This is a genomic window from Pseudomonas sp. HP_14, assembly GCF_055283875.1.
Map to the genome: position 1 here is coordinate 1 of NZ_JBTOQI010000019.1, position 17,713 is coordinate 17,713.

The 17,713-nt window shown below is 57.0% G+C and carries 12 protein-coding genes and 1 riboswitch; of the genes, 4 read left to right on the plus strand and 8 right to left on the minus strand.

Going from position 1 to position 17,713, the window contains the following annotated elements; all coding sequences use genetic code 11:
• Positions 1-171: 171 nt before the first annotated feature.
• The 3 genes from ACYASS_RS13790 to ACYASS_RS13800 all read right to left on the minus strand — a co-directional run bounded on the left by ACYASS_RS13790 (position 172) and on the right by ACYASS_RS13800 (position 6,326).
• Positions 172-3,549: a toxin VasX gene (locus ACYASS_RS13790; protein WP_463586542.1), complete on the minus strand. Its 3,378-nt coding sequence runs from the start codon at positions 3,547-3,549 to the stop codon at positions 172-174.
• A gap of 497 nt (positions 3,550-4,046) precedes the next feature.
• Positions 4,047-4,766 (minus strand): 16S rRNA (uracil(1498)-N(3))-methyltransferase, encoded by a 720-nt coding sequence (locus ACYASS_RS13795; RefSeq protein ID WP_463586543.1) that lies wholly within the window; start codon positions 4,764-4,766, stop codon positions 4,047-4,049.
• A 153-nt stretch (positions 4,767-4,919) separates the two neighbouring features.
• Complete coding sequence (locus ACYASS_RS13800) at positions 4,920-6,326, minus strand: adenosylmethionine--8-amino-7-oxononanoate transaminase (RefSeq protein WP_463586544.1); 1,407 nt, start codon at positions 6,324-6,326, stop codon at positions 4,920-4,922.
• A gap of 394 nt (positions 6,327-6,720) precedes the next feature.
• Here ACYASS_RS13800 and ACYASS_RS13805 point away from each other — a divergent pair, with 394 nt between their 5' ends.
• Positions 6,721-8,580 carry a flavin monoamine oxidase family protein gene (locus tag ACYASS_RS13805; RefSeq protein WP_463586545.1) on the plus strand — a complete coding sequence of 620 codons (1,860 nt, stop codon included), beginning with the start codon at positions 6,721-6,723 and terminating at the stop codon, positions 8,578-8,580.
• 309 nt (positions 8,581-8,889) lie between these two features.
• Here ACYASS_RS13805 and ACYASS_RS13810 read toward each other — a convergent pair whose 3' ends face one another.
• Positions 8,890-9,021, minus strand: a complete 132-nt coding sequence (locus ACYASS_RS13810) for a hypothetical protein (RefSeq protein WP_463586546.1) — start codon at positions 9,019-9,021, stop codon at positions 8,890-8,892.
• Positions 9,022-9,721: 700 nt separating this feature from the next.
• Here ACYASS_RS13810 and ACYASS_RS13815 point away from each other — a divergent pair.
• Both ACYASS_RS13815 and ACYASS_RS13820 read left to right on the plus strand, forming a co-directional pair.
• Complete coding sequence (locus ACYASS_RS13815) at positions 9,722-10,270, plus strand: cytochrome b (RefSeq protein ID WP_243244090.1); 549 nt, start codon at positions 9,722-9,724, stop codon at positions 10,268-10,270.
• A 27-nt stretch (positions 10,271-10,297) separates the two neighbouring features.
• A complete protein-coding gene (locus tag ACYASS_RS13820; RefSeq protein WP_122666951.1) occupies positions 10,298-10,876 on the plus strand; it encodes a YceI family protein in 579 nt (192 codons plus the stop codon).
• A gap of 125 nt (positions 10,877-11,001) precedes the next feature.
• Here ACYASS_RS13820 and ACYASS_RS13825 read toward each other — a convergent pair whose 3' ends face one another.
• The 4 genes from ACYASS_RS13825 to ahcY form a co-directional block, all read right to left on the minus strand.
• Positions 11,002-12,909: a DEAD/DEAH box helicase gene (locus ACYASS_RS13825; protein ID WP_463586547.1), complete on the minus strand. Its 1,908-nt coding sequence runs from the start codon at positions 12,907-12,909 to the stop codon at positions 11,002-11,004.
• Between the two features lie 374 nt (positions 12,910-13,283).
• A complete protein-coding gene (locus tag ACYASS_RS13830; RefSeq protein ID WP_463586548.1) occupies positions 13,284-14,369 on the minus strand; it encodes a hypothetical protein in 1,086 nt (361 codons plus the stop codon).
• Between the two features lie 66 nt (positions 14,370-14,435).
• Complete coding sequence (gene metF, locus ACYASS_RS13835) at positions 14,436-15,281, minus strand: methylenetetrahydrofolate reductase [NAD(P)H] (protein WP_243244093.1); 846 nt, start codon at positions 15,279-15,281, stop codon at positions 14,436-14,438.
• A 238-nt stretch (positions 15,282-15,519) separates the two neighbouring features.
• Positions 15,520-16,929 carry an adenosylhomocysteinase gene (gene ahcY / locus ACYASS_RS13840; protein ID WP_095092741.1) on the minus strand — a complete coding sequence of 470 codons (1,410 nt, stop codon included), beginning with the start codon at positions 16,927-16,929 and terminating at the stop codon, positions 15,520-15,522.
• Positions 16,930-16,951: 22 nt separating this feature from the next.
• A riboswitch (S-adenosyl-L-homocysteine riboswitch) is annotated at positions 16,952-17,056 on the minus strand.
• Positions 17,057-17,305: 249 nt separating this feature from the next.
• Here ahcY and ACYASS_RS13845 point away from each other — a divergent pair.
• Positions 17,306-17,710, plus strand: coding sequence for an acyl-CoA thioesterase (locus ACYASS_RS13845; protein ID WP_463586549.1), 405 nt, complete (start codon positions 17,306-17,308; stop codon positions 17,708-17,710).
• Positions 17,711-17,713: the final 3 nt, after the last annotated feature.

Sequence of the window (17,713 nt, forward strand, 5' to 3'; positions counted from 1 at the left end):
ACCGATTAAAGCTAAGGAGCCGAACCCCACGTCGGCCGGAAATATCCAGTGAGAATGGGCTTTAATCCTCCATTCCATAAGGGGTGGTACTTTGACGATTGAAGCAATTGCCGCGGCCTTTAGCCTAGGCTCATCAGCGGCAGAAAAAGATGTCTTCTCCATGTATCCCTCTTACAACGGTATGGGCAACAGAGCGCCTTCGCCACGACCGCCTAATTGTTCAACTTGCAACGAACTATTCACCGCGCTTGGAAAATAGCTTGCTTTATTGTCGTATGTCCCGCCGGATACTAACTCGGCCTGAAATCGATACCCTATATCACCGGCCCTTGTAGAAAGTACTTCTTGGGGATACCAAACTTGTACTTCCAGGTACATGGCCTTTTCGGCAACAGGGATCCATGTTTGCCAAATGACGTCCTCCTCTGGAGGGGGTAAAGCATTGCAAAGCTGAACACCGTGGTGTGCCTGAAACTCTCTTTCAGACGTGTGCCCCCATTGGCTAAAGGGTTCAGAGGAGCCATTATTGATGAAGTCCTTCTGAAGACTTCCACCTAACGCTTTCACAGGCATGACGCTGGAGGGGCGATAACTGCTCATCAGATTAACGTGAATCGTTTCTCCCCTTAACGCAGCAGGGATCCGCAACTGAAGCCAGGCTCCGGTGGGCATTTCCCGCACCTGATAACCCAATTCGCCGACATCAACCAACTTCATCCCCATAGTTGGCTTCACGAACAACGCAGGGCTTAATTGAATTTCCTGAAAAGTCAGGTTTTCTTCATGTTGACTCTCGAAGCGCTCGGCTATATACCGCGACCACGAACACTTGCGAAGCCAATTACCTACGACATCCCGTTTAAGGTAGTTCAAGGCAAAAGTCGCAAAAAGGTATATCAACCCGACTATAACCATACCCCCAGCAAACCAAGGGCTCATAACCAAAGCGGAGTACTTGCCAGAGCCAGCAAGAGCATAAACTCCTGCAAAAGTCTGCGCCGCACCACCCGCTGTCATTAGTGAGACAGCCCAGCCCTTAGCCTGCAACATTGTCCTATCCAACCCAGTCGCCCCCCGAAGATCATCCAGGATGTCCCATAACTCCAGCGAGGCTGCCACAACCGCAAATCCGCCCAAACCCACCAATCTAGGTCCAAATCCCTTAATCGATCTTCCCAATTCCGGCCTGCCTCGCCGAGTCCAATCTGCTGCAGATCTCCGAGTAATCTTTATAAATTTCCCGTCTTCATCGAAATCACCAAGGTCCTTCATCGCCCCCCACGCTGTCTCCACAAACACCGCCATCAACGCATTCCCGGTATAGGCCGCAGCAGACGCAATCTTGGCCCAATCCTTCTTGTTCAACTCTCCATCGCGGCTGGCAGTTTCGTAGGTCACAAAAGTATTCAACAAGTTAATGGCAGCAATGCCCCAGGTGATGGCTCCGGCATTGAGGCCCTGCTCTGCGCTCCAGGCTTTGGCTTGTTGACTCCACTCCTTGGTGAGTTGCCCGTAGGCAGCGAAGGAGTTGGCAATCTTGTTTTGCATGACCTGACCGTAGCGTTGACTGCGGTAGTCAAACAGCAGCGGCTCTTTGATCAGGTGAAGTTTCAGCTCCTTCTGTATGTCTTGCATCAGCTTGGCTGTGACACGGCGGTCGTACACATTGGCTTGATAGAGCCAGCGGCTTTGAGCCGTTTTGTAGAGATCGCGGCCTTTGTTCAAGTCGGCTTTCCAGGCGGCATGACGCTTGAAGAAGTCCTCATTGATTTGCATTTTTTCAGGATGGTTTAGCAGCACATGCCCCATGAGCAGGTTGCGCAGCATCAAGGCAGCGTTTTGATTGACGGCACTGCCGACCAGACGACTATCGACCGGGAAGAATGCCAGCTGGATGTTTTCCAGCGTGGCTTTGCCCGCGCCTTTTGCCAGTTGGACCAACGCGTTGAGCGTCATTCGCGCCGGTTCGCTCAGGGCTTTGATCCACGGCTTTTCCGCCAAGGCATCGTGCGTTAGAAAACTGTTCAGTTCACCTGCCCGACCGACCAAGGCTGTTACGTCGGAAACGCCCTGCATCACGCGATTGGCTTCAGCGGTGATTGAATCTTTGATCGGTTGTGAGAATCCGAAGCGGATCTGCCCGAAAAGGGTTTTACTTTTTTCCTCTTCTTTCTGCAGCCAGTGAGAGAAACCAATGTCCTGGCTCAGGTTGCATAGCAGATCAGACACGACATCCAGCAGGCACAGCAGCGAGGTGGAGTGGGTGGTGTCGATGAACAGTCGGATAGGATCAGTACCGATGTACTCGCCTAATGCCTTAACGTCCTGTTGGGTTTCGACCACTCGCCCACGCAAGATTTTGAGCTGTGCTTGCTGCACGTCCGTGTAATCCCGAGCGGCATCAAGATCAACTTCGCGGCGCCACTTGCTGCGGTCCTGCCAGCTTTTGCGCAACGCTGGATCAGGCAGACTGCCGTACTCACCCTTTATATCCTCGCCCAAACTCTGCGACGGGCGCTCGGCAAGACCATAAGTCAGCGTGTCCTGTCCCTCGGTAGCATCATCCTCGGTCTGAAGCTGTTCAACGTATGCTTCCACATCCCGGATGTACTGCCGGGTTTTCGCTTCGTCCTTGAGCACCGAAGCAGGCAGCAGCGACTTGTCCCCCACTGCACCGCATAGTTTTTCTACAACGCCTGCGATATTCAGCGCGTGCTCATGCTCCAGCTGAAACGCATGAAGCGCGGCTTGATCAGCCGCGAGCTGCATACCCAGGTCTTCGAGCATCGCCAGCGGATCGTCCAGCGCGATCAATACCGAACTGAATTTATCCTCGACGCTGCCGGTCCAGAGCACATCGGCGGCCAGGGCAACAGATGGATATTTGCCTTCTGTGTCTGCCACCGGAGGATGGGCTGAATCAGCAAAACGGCCGTCATGGTTGACGGGATGGGGATCTACGTCTGCCACTGCCCCTTTGCTCAGGCGGGTCAACGGCAGCGCATGCCAGGCGGTCATCTGTCGGCTGTAGTCGCGTAAATCCAGTTCACGCAGCCATGAGGCACGCTTTACATCGCTGGCACTCATCAACTGGCACATGCGCCAGGTCCATCGATACGGCGAGAAGGCCATACGCAACTTGTGAGTGCGGGGATAAAGCAGGTGGCTGCGGCTTTCACCTGAGGCAGACCGGATATCTTGCTCTGTATCGCTCCAGACAATCCGCGTCAGGCTCGCGTCCTGTGCGCTGAAGCGGTACTCGTGCAGCGCTTCGTCCGTCTCGTCGTAGACATACACAAATCCATCGCGCAGCTGTCGCAAGGTGTAGCTGCGGCTTTGCAGTTTGGGAGGGCATTTCCATTTGCCCTCCGCACTTAGTGGAGTGAGCCGGCTCGGGTCGACATCATAGCGGGAGCGATCCAGCGCATAGCGCATGGGCACAATGGCGATGTCCGGACCTTTGAACGGGCAGACGCCAGGATTAGCCATGGGTCTATTGGAGAACCGAGCGTTGCGACACTGCTGAGGGTTGCCGTTTTTATCAGCCATGAGCGTTGCCCTCAGCCGCATAACAGGGTGCAGTCTGAGCGCTAGGTGGACACTCAAGCCCAGCGATTTCCTGCGTGGACGAGGCGCGGTCAACGGGGATGAGCATGGGCGAGTCCTTGGCCGTAGTAAGAGGCGGGACTTTGCATCCGGGCGATGAGACAGTCAGTCAGGCGCGAGCCGTTTGATCTGTGGGACTTTTCCGTGAATACAGAATGATCTGTCGAGAATGCACGTGATACGCAGGCATGAATTTGACTGCCTGGCCTGCGCTGACTCTTTCACGGGGAGACGTGGTGTGGGATGGCGCAGCATTGGGTCAACCGGGACGCGGACAGTTCTTGCCTTGCGCAAGACCAGAACCGGCCAAGGCCCGGCGCAGGAAAACCGAATTGCCGGTTTGATTTATCGACGGCTATAGGCATCGCCCCGTTGTCCTTGGCACCACGCCGTCGTGATGCCACCCCGGTCACCCCTACAGGGAGAGTATGTCTCGGAAGTTAGAAATCCCCCCACAACTGCTGCGCCACGCTGAGTGCCACAACAGGGGCGGTTTCGGTGCGCAGCACTCGTGGGCCGAGGCGGGCGGCGTGGAAACCAGCGTCCTGAGCCTGGTCGACTTCGGCGTCGTTCAAACCGCCTTCCGGACCGATCAGGAAGGCGAGGGTGGCTGGCTTGCTGTGGCTGGTCAGCGGTTCTGCCACCGGGTGCAGCACCAGCTTGAGTTCGGCATCGCTGCGTTTGAGCCATTCAGCCAAAGGCATCGGCGGGTGAATCACCGGGACCACCGAGCGACCGCATTGCTCGCAGGCGCTGATTGCGATTTGCTGCCAATGGGCCTGACGCTTCTCGGCGCGTTCGTCTTTGAGGCGCACTTCGCAGCGCTCGCTGACAATCGGGGTGATCTCCGTAACGCCCAGTTCGGTAGCTTTCTGAATCGCCCAGTCCATGCGCTCGCCACGGGACAGGCCCTGGCCTAGGTGGATACGCAACGGCGATTCGGTCTGGCCGGGGAAGGTTTCGTCGAGCTGGACGCGTACGCGTTTCTTGCCGACTTCCAGCAAGGTGCCGCGATACTCCTGGCCTGAGCCATCGAACACTTGCAACGCATCGCCTTCGGCCATGCGCAGCACGCGACCGATGTAATGCGCCTGGGCTTCAGGCAGTTCGTGTTCACCGAGGCTCAGGGTGGCGTCGATGAAGAAGCGGGACAGTCTCATGGTGGGTCTCTGAAATTTTGGTGTGACCTCTGTAGGAGTGAGCTTGCTCGCGATGGCGTTTTTCCTTCCGACATAGCAGGTGACAGGCAGACCACCATCGCGAGCAAGCTCACTCCTACAGGGGGAGCGCATTTCAAAATCAATAATTAGTACCTAACCCGGATCACGAAAATCCGGGTGGAAATTCTCTCTCACGGCAACGCTGATGCTTTTGCGCGTGGCGATGTCGATGCCTTCAGTCGCGACTTCGGCAAGAAAGTCGATCTGCTCAGGCGAGATCACATAGGGTGGCAGGAAGTAGACCACGCTGCCTAGCGGGCGCAATAACGCGCCGCGCTCCAGTGCATGCTGGAACACCTGCAAACCACGGCGTTCCTGCCACGGGTAGGCCGTTTTGGTGGCCTTGTCCTGAACCATCTCGATAGCCAGCGCCATGCCGGTCTGACGCACTTCCGCCACGTGCGGGTGATCGACCAGATGCGCGGTGGCGGTCGCCATGCGCTGGGCCAGGGCTTTGTTGTTTTCGATGACGTCGTCTTGCTCGAAAATATCCAGCGTCGCCAATGCCGCCGCGCACGCCAGCGGGTTGCCGGTGTAGCTGTGGGAATGCAGAAAGGCGCGAAGCGTCAGGTAGTCGTCGTAGAACGCGTCGTAAACGTCATCGGTGGTCAACACTGCCGCCAGTGGCAGGTATCCACCTGTCAGGGCCTTGGACAGACACAGGAAGTCCGGACGAATACCGGCCTGCTCGCAGGCAAACATGGTCCCGGTACGCCCGAAACCTACGGCAATCTCGTCGTGGATCAAATGCACACCGTAGCGATCACAGGCCTCACGCAGCAGCTTGAGGTATACCGGGTGATACATGCGCATGCCGCCCGCGCCCTGAATCAACGGCTCGACGATGACGGCTGCCACGGTGGCGTGGTTTTCCGCCAGGGTCTGTTCCATAGCCGCGAACATATTGCGCGAATGCTCTTCCCATCCCATTCCTTCGGGGCGGTGGTAGCAATCCGGGCTTGGCACTTTGATGGTGTCCATCAGCAGTGCTTTATAGGTTTCGGTGAACAACGGCACGTCGCCCACTGACATCGCGGCCATGGTTTCGCCGTGATAGCTGTTGGTCAGGGTGACGAAGCGCTTCTTGTCCGGCTGACCGCGGTTGAGCCAATAGTGAAAGCTCATCTTCAGCGCGACTTCGATGCACGACGAACCATTGTCGGCATAGAAACAGCGGGTCAGACCTTCAGGCGTGAGTTTGACCAGTCGTTCGGACAGCTCAATGACTGGCTGGTGGCTGAAACCGGCAAGGATCACATGTTCCAGTTGGTCGACCTGATCTTTGATACGTTGGTTGATGCGTGGGTTGGCGTGGCCAAACACATTGACCCACCAGGAGCTGACGGCGTCCAGATAGCGTTTGCCTTCGAAGTCTTCCAGCCACACACCCTCACCACGCTTGATGGGGATCAGCGGCAGGCTTTCGTGGTCTTTCATCTGGGTGCAGGGGTGCCACAGGACCTTGAGGTCGCGCTGCATCCACTGATCATTCAGGCCCATGGGCTTTCTCCGGGTAACGACTCGCACGGTGCGAGGACGAGCAATCGCGCAAGCCTATGCAATGACCGGCTACGGGACAACCTTTAGTGCCAAGTGGTTTTGGATGCGAACGCTTTCGTGCAGAAAACTCAGATCCCGTAGGAGCGGGGGGGGGGGGGGGGCGGGGGGGGGGGGGGGGTTTTCAAAAAAAAACCTTTTGCCCCTCCCCCCCCGCCCGCGCGCCCCCCCCCGCTCCTACAGAAAAAACCATTCATTCAGATAGTTTTTTTATGTTTGACAGGCGCCCGATGGACATCACTGGTAGCCCTGATGCGGCTGGCGTATCCTTCGCGCCTCTGTGACGTATCGAGCGTCATATCCCGAAACCTCCCCTGCTTTTTTCGGAGTCTGCTGAATGCTTTCTGGTTGGCTGCGCGCCTGTGCGCTCGTTTTAGTTGGGCTGGTCAGCGTTTCGGCGCTCGCTAATGAAAAACCAAAGACCGCTATCGTGGTTGGCGGTGGGCTTGCGGGTCTGACGGCTGCTTATGAGCTGCAAGCCAAAGGCTGGCAGGTCACCTTGCTGGAGGCCAAGCCAAGCCTGGGCGGCCGTTCTGGCCTGGCCACCAGCGAATGGATCGGCAACACCAAGGCTCAGCCAGCACTGAACCAGTATCTGGAACGCTTCAAGCTGGCTACCGTGCCCGCTCCGGAGTTTGTTCGCACGCCTGGCTATCTGATTGATGGCGTGTATTTCAGCAAGGCTGATCTGGCGCTCAAGCAACCGGCGACCGCCGAGGCGATCAAGCGCTACGAAGAAACCCTCGACAACCTCGCGCGTTCCATCGACAACCCTGAGAGCCCAGCGTCGAACAGCACCTTGTTTGCGCTGGATCAGATCAACGTGGCTAACTGGCTGGATCGTCTGACCCTGCCCGCCACCGCTCGCCAGTTGATCAATCAGGAAATTCGTACGCGTTACGACGAGCCTTCGCGCTTGTCGCTGCTGTATTTCGCACAACAGTCCCGTGTCTATCGTAACGTCGACGACCGTGATCGCCGTGCAGCGCGTCTGCCAGGCGGCAGCGCGGTACTGGCTGAAGCGTTCGCCAAGCAAATAAAAACCATCAAGACCAACTCACCGGTTTCCGCGATCGTTCAGGATAAGGATGGCGTGACGGTCAAGGCGGGCGCGGTCGGTTACAGCGCTGATTACGTGGTGCTGGCCGTGCCGTTGCGGGCATTGAGCAAGATCCAGATGACACCTGCGCTGGATGCCCAGCACATGGCAGCCATCAAGAGCACCAACTACGGTTGGCGCGACCAGATCATGCTCAAGTTCAAGACGCCGGTGTGGGAAAGCAAGGCGCGCATGTCTGGTGAAATCTTCAGTAATACCGGTCTGGGCATGCTGTGGATCGAGCCTGCAACCAAGGGTGGCGCCAATGTGGTGATCAACCTGTCCGGCGATAACGCGCGGATCATGCAAGCGTTCGGTGACAAGCAATTGGTGGATCAGGTACTGATTCGCCTGCACACGTTCTATCCACAGGCTCGCGGCGCTTACACCGGCTACGAGATCCGTCGTTACAGTGTTGACCCGGCTACTGGCGGTTCCTATCTGGCCTTTGGGCCAGGTCAGATCAGCAAGTTCTGGCGTGTGTGGGAAAAGCCGATTCAGCGTGTAGCCTTTGCCGGTGAGCACACTGATGCACTTTACCCAGGCACTGTTGAGGGCGCTCTGCGTACCGGTCAACGTGCTGCCAGCCAGGTTCAGGATCTGGCTGCTGGCAAGTCGTTCGAGCCAGTCAAAATCGTGCCTGCGCCAGCACCTGCTGCGGCGAAGAAGGACGAAGGCGGTTTCTTCAGCAACCTGTTTGGTGGTTCGTCCGACAAGGCCGAAGCCAAGAAGCCGGAGCCAGTCAAAGCAGCTGACGAAACCAAGGCTAAGAAGCCAGGTTTCTTCGCGTGCTTGTTTGGCTGCCCTGAAGAGCCTGTCGCCAAGCCGGTCGAGAAAGCTCCAGAACCAGCACCTGCACCCGCACCAGAGCCTGTAGCTCCAGAGGTTGCGCCTGTCGTTGCGCCGGTCAAGGCAGAACCTGCCAAAGCCGAGCCTGCGAAAAAAGCGCCGGTGAAGAAGACCGAGCCTGCGAAGAAAGCACCGGCTAAAGAGGCTACGAAAAAAGCACCGGCCAAAACACCCGCCCAGATCGAGGCTGACAAAAAAGCCGCTGCCGCCAAGGCGAAGGCCAAAGCAGCCGCTGAAGCTAAAAACTGATCGGACTGAAGTAGCAAAGAAAAGGGCGCCATCGATGAGATCGCGCCCTTTTTTTATTTGGCAACCTCACGCCCCGGATCAATTAGAACGGGGCATTAGCTCGCATCAATCATGGGCTTGAAACACATACCTTGTAGGAGTGAACTTGTTCGCGATCTGGCGCGAAGCGGCAGCAACGACCGCGACTCGGTGCATTTGCTGGAATCGAGTCGCCAGATTTACGACAGCTGCGCAGTCGTTCGCGAACAAGTTCACTCCTACGGGGCGGCGTTTGCGGTAGGAGGCAACGTCTATAAAAAATGAAACCGCTTACTTGGCGCCGCTCGTTACGAAGCTCTTGTTCCCTTCAGCACGGCGGTCTTCTTTGAGCACCCACTGCGGCTCGCTCTTGCACTTGTATTTCACGCCTTTACGCCGCGTCATGGCGCTCACTGTCGTCATGCATTCCTCTCTGGATGCATAGGCGTCTCCCGGCCTTCGCTCCTCCACACAGCCTTCCATACCACTGCACATCGTCATCACGACAAAATACACAGTCATCATCGGGGTGTTGCTCCATTTATCAGTACGACCTAAACGTCCTGCGCCGGTGCTCGTTACTGTCTGAAGACTGGTAGCAGTGATTGATTGGGCTCGCGCAAGAGAAGTACAGGCTCATCCCTTGTAGGCCTGGGAGGATGCTGAGGCTTATTTGAGGCTCTAACAATGGCCTAGGGCCTCCACCTGTCGGAATAATGTCACTAGCTTATATTTTGTTGAGGGGTGTCATTTTTCCTGACAGAGATTGCGACAGTATTTTGACTTTTTGTGCTTTTATGCGATTGCTTAGCGCGAAGGGACGCATGCAAGGCGTGAGTGAGACCGCAGAGAGATAAGGCCAACTTGCCGCTCATCGTGGCTGATCAGCCGATGGTCATCACAAGGTTTTGTTACGGCGCGATTCTGGGGGATGCTGAGTAGGAGAGACTCGAAAATAGCGTTTTTTAAACTATCGTGAGCAGTTGGCAGCGCTTGTCGCTGACGAAATGGAATATGAGAAAAACGTAACAATCGTATTTTTCGATACTTCAAAGCAAAATTTTGCGCTTTCATTCGATAGATAAAAAGCTAGTCTGGCATCAATTCCTACAGGGTAATGGCAATGCAGTTACGCAACTCATCCTCTCGCTATGGTCTGGTCAGCATGGTGCTGCACTGGGGCGTCGCTGTTGCAGTGTTTGGTTTGTTCGCGCTAGGGCTGTGGATGGTTGGTCTGGATTATTACGACACATGGCGTAAAGCCGGACCCGATCTGCACAAGAGCATCGGCATCACGCTGTTCGCCTTCATGCTGTTGCGCATCGTCTGGCGATTGCTCAGCCCGCCGCCGCCGTCTCTGGCCAGCTATGGCAAGTGGACACGGATCGGCGCCCACGTTGGGCACATGTTTTTGTATGTCGGCCTGTTTGCTGTGATGTTCGCCGGGTACCTCATTTCCACCGCCGACGGCGTGGGGATCCCGGTATTTGGTCTATTTGAAATACCTGCGTTGGTCAGCGGCCTGCCTGAACAGGCGGAAACCGCAGGATGGATTCACCTCTACCTGGCCTGGGTGCTGGTGGTCTTCGCGGGGCTACACGGTCTTGCTGCACTGAAACACCATTTCATTGATCGCGATGTGACCCTCAAGCGTATGCTGGGTCGCGCTTAATTGTTCAACCAAAACGGGAATAAAAGCATGTTGAAGAAGACTCTCGCCGCTCTGGCTCTTGGTACCGCACTGTTGTCCGCCGGTCAGGCGATGGCCGCTGATTACGTCATCGACAAAGAAGGTCAGCACGCTTTCGTTGACTTCAAGATCAGCCACTTGGGCTACAGCTTCATTCACGGTACTTTCAAAGACTGGAGCGGTAAGTTCAGTTTTGATGCTGCCAAGCCTGAAGCCAGCAAAATCGATGTTGAGCTGAAAACTGCCAGCCTGTTCACCAACCACGCTGAGCGCGACAAGCACATCCTGAGCAAAGACTTCCTGGACGCGGGCAAATTCCCGGAAGCCAAGTTCGTCTCCACCGCTGTTAAGTCCACTGGCGAGAAAACTGCTGACGTGACGGGTGACCTGACCCTGCACGGCGTGACCAAGCCAATCGTGATCAAGGCGACTTTCAACGGCGAAGGCAAGGATCCATGGGGCGGCTACCGTGCCGGCTTCAACGGTACTTCGACGCTTAACCTGAACGACTTCGGCATCAAAGGCCCAGGTCCTACCTCGCAGACTCTGAACCTGGAAATCAGCTTCGAAGGCGTTCAAGCCAAGTAAGCGTTCCGGTTAATCAAAAACGCCGACCTCAGGGTCGGCGTTTTTGTGTGTGGCGTTTGTTGCCGCCCACTCGCTCCAACAAAAACGCCCCGAACCAGTCGGGGCGTTTTTTGTTCCAGCCTTGCTTAGCCTTCGCGGTTGCGGGTCAGCAGGGCTGGTTTTTCACCGCGTGGGCGGCTTGGTAATTGATCGAGTTGCTCAGCGGACGGGAAGCGATCGCTTTTCGACTCTTTGTGCATGATCTTCGGTTGTGGCTGGCTCTGACTGTCGCGAGGACCGCGAACAGCCGGTTCCTGACGGGCCGAATCATCCCGTGCCGGGCGGCGATTGCGCGGGTTCTCGTCACGACGAGCCTGGCCATCGCGCGGAGCGCCGTTACGTGGACCATTACGCTTGGCAGGCGGTGTGCCTGTGGATGCACCGCCGCCGCTGCGCGGACCGCTTGGGCGAGGGCCGCGTGCAGCAGGTGCCGCGCCGCCAGGTGCAGCGCCAGTAGCCGGGGCGCCCGGACGACGACCGCGGCCTTGATTCTTGTTCTGGTACGGGCTGACGTAATCAGCGCGGTTGCCGAAGTTATCCACTTCGTCATCCAGAAACTCATCCGGAGCACGATCTGCGGCCGGGCGAGGGGCCGCTGCCGCACGTGGCGTCGAAGAGCGCTGTTCGCGGGCTGGCGAACCGTCACGAGGCTTTTGCTGCTCGCGCGGCTTGCGGGCAGGGCGTTCGCCAGCAGCAGCTGCCGGTTTTTCTTTACCCTTGTCCTTGCCTTTGTCTTTACGACCACCGCCACCGCCGTTCGGGCCATCGCCACGCGGACCGCGCGGATTGCGTGGGTTACGCACATCGGGACGTTCGCGAACTTCGGGCTTTTCAGCTTCAACGGCAGACATATCGAAGCCCATCAGGTCGCCATCGGCGATCTTTTGTTTGGTCATGCGCTCGATACTTTTCAGCAGCTTTTCTTCGTCCGGCGCAACCAGCGAAATAGCCTCGCCGGTACGGCCCGCACGACCGGTACGGCCGATGCGGTGCACATAGTCTTCGTCGACGTTTGGCAGCTCGAAGTTGACTACATGCGGCAGTTGGTCGATATCCAGGCCGCGTGCGGCGATATCGGTCGCAACCATGATGCGCACATCACCAGCCTTGAAGTCAGCCAGTGCTTTGGTGCGAGCGTTCTGGCTCTTGTTGCCGTGGATCGCCACAGCGCTAAGGCCGTGTTTGTCCAGGTACTCAGCCAGGCGGTTTGCACCGTGTTTGGTACGAGTGAATACCAGCACTTGTTCCCATGCGCCCTGAGTAATCAGGTGCGCTAGCAGCGAACGCTTGTGGTTGGCTGGCAGGCGGAATACACGCTGCTCGATGCGCTCTACCGTGGTGTTCGGCGGCGTGACCTCGATGCGTTCCGGGTTGTGCAGCAGTTTGCCCGCCAACGCCGTAATGTCGTTGGAGAACGTGGCAGAGAACAGCAGGTTCTGACGTTTGGCTGGCAGACGTGCGAGGACTTTCTTCACGTCATGCACGAAGCCCATGTCGAGCATCCGGTCGGCTTCATCGAGCACGAGGATTTCAACGTGGGACAGATCGACGCTGCCTTGACCAGCCAGATCGAGCAGGCGACCAGGGCAGGCAACCAGAACGTCTACGCCACGGGCCATGGCTTGAACCTGTGGGTTCATGCCAACGCCGCCGAAGATGCAGGCGCTGACGAACTTCAGGTCACGGGCATACAGCTTGAAGCTGTCATGCACCTGGGCGGCGAGTTCACGAGTCGGGGTCAGGACCAATACGCGCGGTTGGCGCGGGCCGTGACGCTGGGATTTGTCCGGATGACCGTTGGGAAACAACCGCTCCAGGATCGGAAGGGCGAAACCACCGGTTTTACCAGTACCTGTCTGGGCGGCAACCATCAGGTCGCGACCTTGCAACACGGCGGGAATGGCCCGCTGTTGCACCGGAGTAGGCTGGGTATAGCCCGCTGCCTCGATGGCGCGAACTAGAGCCTCGGAGAGACCGAGGGAAGCAAAGGACATGAGTAATCCTGTTTTTAGTTAGAGCGTATGCTCAAAGGGAAGTCTTGCCTGGCGCGAATCGCGTTCAGGCTTCGTCGAAACTGCCTGAGCGTCGACCATGCTGTTCGATGAACAGGGTGATCGCGGCTCGGTGTTTTCGTTCAAGCTCTGGAGAACGCAGTCCCGTCCGGTCCTGCTGGGCCTTCAGGGTATCTCGTGACGCTGCGCGATAAAAAAGATGCGCTAATGGCGTGATCGAGGAGCCTGAAACAAGACCGAGCATCCGGGCGTAAGCCTGGCGGGAAGGCCGGAGTATAACAGAGCAAACGCCGAGCGCCCCTTTCCTGCTGCTCAACGGTGTCATTAGTTGATGTCAGATTGGAGTGCGCACGAGATCAGCGTGTTTCACGTTGCATCAAATGCTCATGAACGGCTTTCCGGCGTTGCCCGAGCATGGCGCGAAGTACCCAATGATTCAACCATTCTTCCAGTTGACGGGCATCAAATAGCTGGTTTTGGCGTTGTTCGGCGTTTTCCCGGGCCTTGTCCCACCATACGGTGCAGCACGCCAGATCAAACTCGTTGCTGTGGGCGTAGCAGCCGTAGAGAATTTCGCGTGTGAACTGGCGCTGCTGTTCCGGCGCAAGCAGCGTCGCCATCTTGTAAAGCTGCCGCTGCCAGATGGGTGGACGCGGCACCTCAGCGCTGACGCGCGAGGTATCGTTCAGAGCATCTTCACTGGCAGGATTTTCTGCATGTTTTAGCAACCAGGCGTTGATCTTGGCCCGAAACAGTTGCTTGCGGCTCCAGTAGTGGTGGATGAGATCCGGGCACTGGGCGATCTGCATGCTCTTGTACGCAGCCATGGCCAGGCAGAATTCCTCCAGGCTGTATGAGTTTCGGGCCAGTGGAAACAGTTCGTCCATCAGTGCGATGGATCTGTCGAGCACGTGCGCATCCTCTCTCATCAGGCCGATCACGCCGGAATTGAGCATGGGCATTTCATCGTCCGCCAGACCTCTGGCCAGAAGAATCGACGAAAGCGATTTATACAGTTTCGAATCCGGGTTCGTACCATAGCGCTTGTTGATCGCGTTACACAGCAACGTGCCCGGCTTCACCCGATCAAAGAGCGCGAGTGGCGAGGTATTGAAGATGGTGTCGGTATCGATCAGTAATGCACGTTCTGACTCTTCCAGCACCAGGCGCAGGACCACATGTTTGGTGCGGAAATGATAACCGTGCGGCGCGCTCCAGGCTTCGCGGGTTTCTGGATCCAGCGCGCGGATGCGTACCGGCAAATCCTGATAGGGCAGCGGGTCGTCAGTGAAGACCTGGATATCAAGAGCTTGTTCTGACCGACGCATGCAGGCCAAGGCACTGGCGATACTGAATACCGCCTCCTGGTGATAGGTTCGAGCACCGAACACCAGATAGATGAGCTGCGGTGTCGAAGTGACTTTGTCGGCTGGAGAAGTCAACTACATGCATCCAGTTAATCGTAGGCCCTGAAGGTGAGGGCCTACTCCGTAAGAAGGATGCGTATCTTAGCGCGGCAGCTTCAGGTTGTTCCAGATAGCCAGGCTCGGCTCGGCCTGATTCAGTGTGTAGAAGTGCAGCCCTGGTGCTCCACCTGCCAGCAGGCGCTCACACATTTCGGTGATGACCTGTTCGCCAAACGCCTGAATGCTCTGCACATCGTCGCCGTAGGCTTCCAGTTGCTTGCGAATCCAGCGCGGGATTTCCGCACCGCAGGCATCGGAAAAGCGCGCGAGCTTGCTGTAGTTGGTGATCGGCATGATACCGGGCACGATTGGCAGGCTTACGCCCTTCTTCTGCACGCGCTCCAGGAAGTAGAAGTAGCTGTCGGCGTTGAAGAAATACTGGGTGATTGCGCTGTCGGCGCCGGCCTTGGCCTTGTGCACGAAGTTCTTCACGTCATCGTCAAAGTTGCGCGCCTGAGGGTGCATCTCAGGGTAGGCAGCCACTTCGATGTGAAAGTGCCCGCCGGTCTCTTCACGAATGAAAGACACCAGGTCGCTGGCATAACGCAGCTCACCACTGGCAACACCCATACCTGATGGCAGGTCGCCGCGCAGGGCGACGATACGCTTGATGCCGGCCTCTTTGTATTGGTTCAGCAGGCCGCGCAGGTCGTCCTTGCTGTCTCCAACGCAGGACAGGTGCGGAGCTGACGGCACTTGTATTTCATTTTGTAACTGCAGCACGGTATTGATCGTACCGTCGCGTGTAGATCCGCCCGCACCGTAAGTGCAGGAGAAGAAAGCGGGGTTGTAGCCAGCTATCTGACGAGCAACGTTCAGAAGCTTTTCATGGCCAGCTTCGGTCTTCGTCGGGAAGAATTCGAAGCTGAAGCTGCGGTCTTGGGACATGGTCAATAACCTTGGGAATTCGAAAACCTGACACTTCACCCTGTAGGAGTGAGCTTGCTCGCGATAGCGTCAGGTCAGTCGATGGACGTATCTACTGATCTGACGCTATCGCGAGCAAGCTCACTCCTACAGAGACGCGGTGGTATCGACGTGAGTGGGCGCTCGCATTCCGTGACTGCTTTGCAGTCATTCGCGGGCAAGCCTCGCTCCCACAAGGAAGCGAGGCCCACTCGATCAATCAGTAACGGTAAGCGTGCGGCTTGAACGGACCTTCAACAGCCACGCCAATGTAGTCGGCCTGGGTCTTGGTCAGTTTGGTCACAACGCCACCGAAGCCGCGAACCATTTCCAGGGCCACTTCTTCGTCGAGTTTCTTCGGCAGTACTTCAACGGTCAGACGCTCGGCTTTTTGAGCCGGGGAAAGATCGGCGTACTTCTGGCCGAACAGGAAGATCTGCGCCAGAACCTGGTTGGCGAACGAACCGTCCATGATGCGGCTTGGGTGACCAGTGGCGTTGCCCAGGTTAACCAGACGGCCTTCGGCCAGCAGGATCAGGTAATCGTCGTTCTGGGCATCGAATGCGCCAGGGCCGGTACGGTGGATCTTGTGTACCTGTGGCTTCACTTCTTCCCATGCCCAGTTCTTGCGCATGAAAGCGGTGTCGATTTCGTTGTCGAAGTGACCGATGTTGCAGACCACAGCGCGTTTTTTCAGCGCTTTGAGCATGTTCGAGTCGCAAACGTTGACGTTACCAGTGGTGGTCACGATCAGGTCGATCTTGCCGAGCAGTGCTTTGTCGATGCTGGCTTCGGTGCCGTCGTTTTCACCGTCGATGAACGGCGAAACCAGCTCGAAACCGTCCATGCAGGCTTGCATGGCGCAGATCGGGTCGACTTCGGTCACTTTAACGATCATGCCTTCCTGACGCAGGGATTGAGCCGAACCCTTGCCCACGTCGCCATAACCGATAACCAGCGCTTGCTTGCCCGACAACAGGTGGTCAGTACCACGCTTGATGGCGTCGTTCAGGCTGTGACGGCAGCCGTACTTGTTGTCGTTCTTGCTCTTGGTCACCGAGTCGTTGACGTTGATGGCCGGGATTTTCAGCTCGCCTTTGGCCAGCATGTCCAGCAGGCGGTGAACGCCGGTGGTGGTTTCTTCGGTCACGCCGTGAACGCGGTCCAGGATGGCCGGGTATTTCTTGTGCAGCAGCTCGGTCAGGTCGCCGCCGTCGTCGAGGATCATGTTGGCATCCCAAGGCGCGCCATCCTTCAGGATGGTTTGCTCAAGGCACCACTCGTATTCTTCTTCGGTCTCGCCTTTCCAGGCGAAAACAGGGATACCGGCAGCAGCAATGGCAGCTGCGGCCTGGTCTTGAGTGGAGAAAATGTTGCAGGACGACCAGCGAACTTCGGCACCCAGGGCAACCAGGGTTTCGATCAGAACGGCAGTCTGAATGGTCATGTGGATGCAGCCGAGAATCTTCGCGCCCTTGAGTGGTTGCTCGCCGGCGTATTTGCGGCGCAGGCCCATCAGGGCAGGCATTTCGGATTCAGCGATGATGGTTTCGCGACGGCCCCAGGCAGCCAGGGACATGTCGGCTACTTTGTAGTCGGAAAAATCTGCGGGCGTAAGTACAGCACTCATTAGAGAGTCTCCATTCGTAGTGTGCGAATGGGCGCCGTTGTGCGTTTAAGGTTCGACGGGACAACCCGATCGAACAACGCCCCATCCGAGCCTGACAGGAAAACCTGCTGCAGCGCCCCTCGGACAGGTGGCGGGAACGGTATCAAGTGAAGATGACCGTTTTGAAACGGTGGGGATTATAGCCAAGCTGGCTCATCTTCCCAAGGTTTTCTATCGGCGGCTGCCGAGGCAACTCCAGTCCAGCGGCTGAAAAAATACCGGGGACCGGATGGACGGTGCCACTACTCTATGAATTCGATAGGAAGCGATGACTGTGCTGATACCCGCTGTGTCTGCCATGATTACCCGCATCAATCGGCAGACGTCAGGAGCAAGCATGAATTTCCACACTCGCAAGTGGGTGAAACCTGAGGATCTCAATCCTAACGGCACTTTGTTCGGTGGCAGCCTGTTGCGCTGGATCGATGAGGAAGCGGCAATTTACGCCATCGTGCAATTAGGCAATCAGCGCGTGGTGACCAAGTACATTTCCGAGATCAACTTTGTCAGCGCCTCACGCCAGGGCGACATCATCGAGTTGGGCATTACCGCCACCGAGTTCGGCCGTACCTCGATTACCCTGACATGCCAGGTGCGCAACAAGATCACCCGCAAGAGCATCCTGACGGTCGAGAAGATGGTGTTCGTCAACCTCGGCGAAGATGGCCTGCCCGCACCGCACGGCAAGACCGAAATCACCTATGTGAAAGATCAGTTCAAGGAAGAGTCGGTAGACGGCTGACTG

Coding starts and splice junctions, on each gene's coding strand:
- ACYASS_RS13800 (WP_463586544.1), bottom strand. CDS start 6,326: ATGGGCCTGAATGATCAGTGGATGCAGCGCGACCTCAAGGTCCTGTGG.
- ACYASS_RS13810 (WP_463586546.1), bottom strand. CDS start 9,021: ATGACGACAGTGAGCGCCATGACGCGGCGTAAAGGCGTGAAATACAAG.
- ACYASS_RS13795 (WP_463586543.1), bottom strand. CDS start 4,766: ATGAGACTGTCCCGCTTCTTCATCGACGCCACCCTGAGCCTCGGTGAA.
- ahcY (WP_095092741.1), bottom strand. CDS start 16,929: ATGAGTGCTGTACTTACGCCCGCAGATTTTTCCGACTACAAAGTAGCC.
- ACYASS_RS13790 (WP_463586542.1), bottom strand. CDS start 3,549: ATGGCTGATAAAAACGGCAACCCTCAGCAGTGTCGCAACGCTCGGTTC.
- ACYASS_RS13825 (WP_463586547.1), bottom strand. CDS start 12,909: ATGTCCTTTGCTTCCCTCGGTCTCTCCGAGGCTCTAGTTCGCGCCATC.
- ACYASS_RS13820 (WP_122666951.1), top strand. CDS start 10,298: ATGTTGAAGAAGACTCTCGCCGCTCTGGCTCTTGGTACCGCACTGTTG.
- metF (WP_243244093.1), bottom strand. CDS start 15,281: ATGTCCCAAGACCGCAGCTTCAGCTTCGAATTCTTCCCGACGAAGACC.
- ACYASS_RS13815 (WP_243244090.1), top strand. CDS start 9,722: ATGCAGTTACGCAACTCATCCTCTCGCTATGGTCTGGTCAGCATGGTG.
- ACYASS_RS13845 (WP_463586549.1), top strand. CDS start 17,306: ATGAATTTCCACACTCGCAAGTGGGTGAAACCTGAGGATCTCAATCCT.
- ACYASS_RS13805 (WP_463586545.1), top strand. CDS start 6,721: ATGCTTTCTGGTTGGCTGCGCGCCTGTGCGCTCGTTTTAGTTGGGCTG.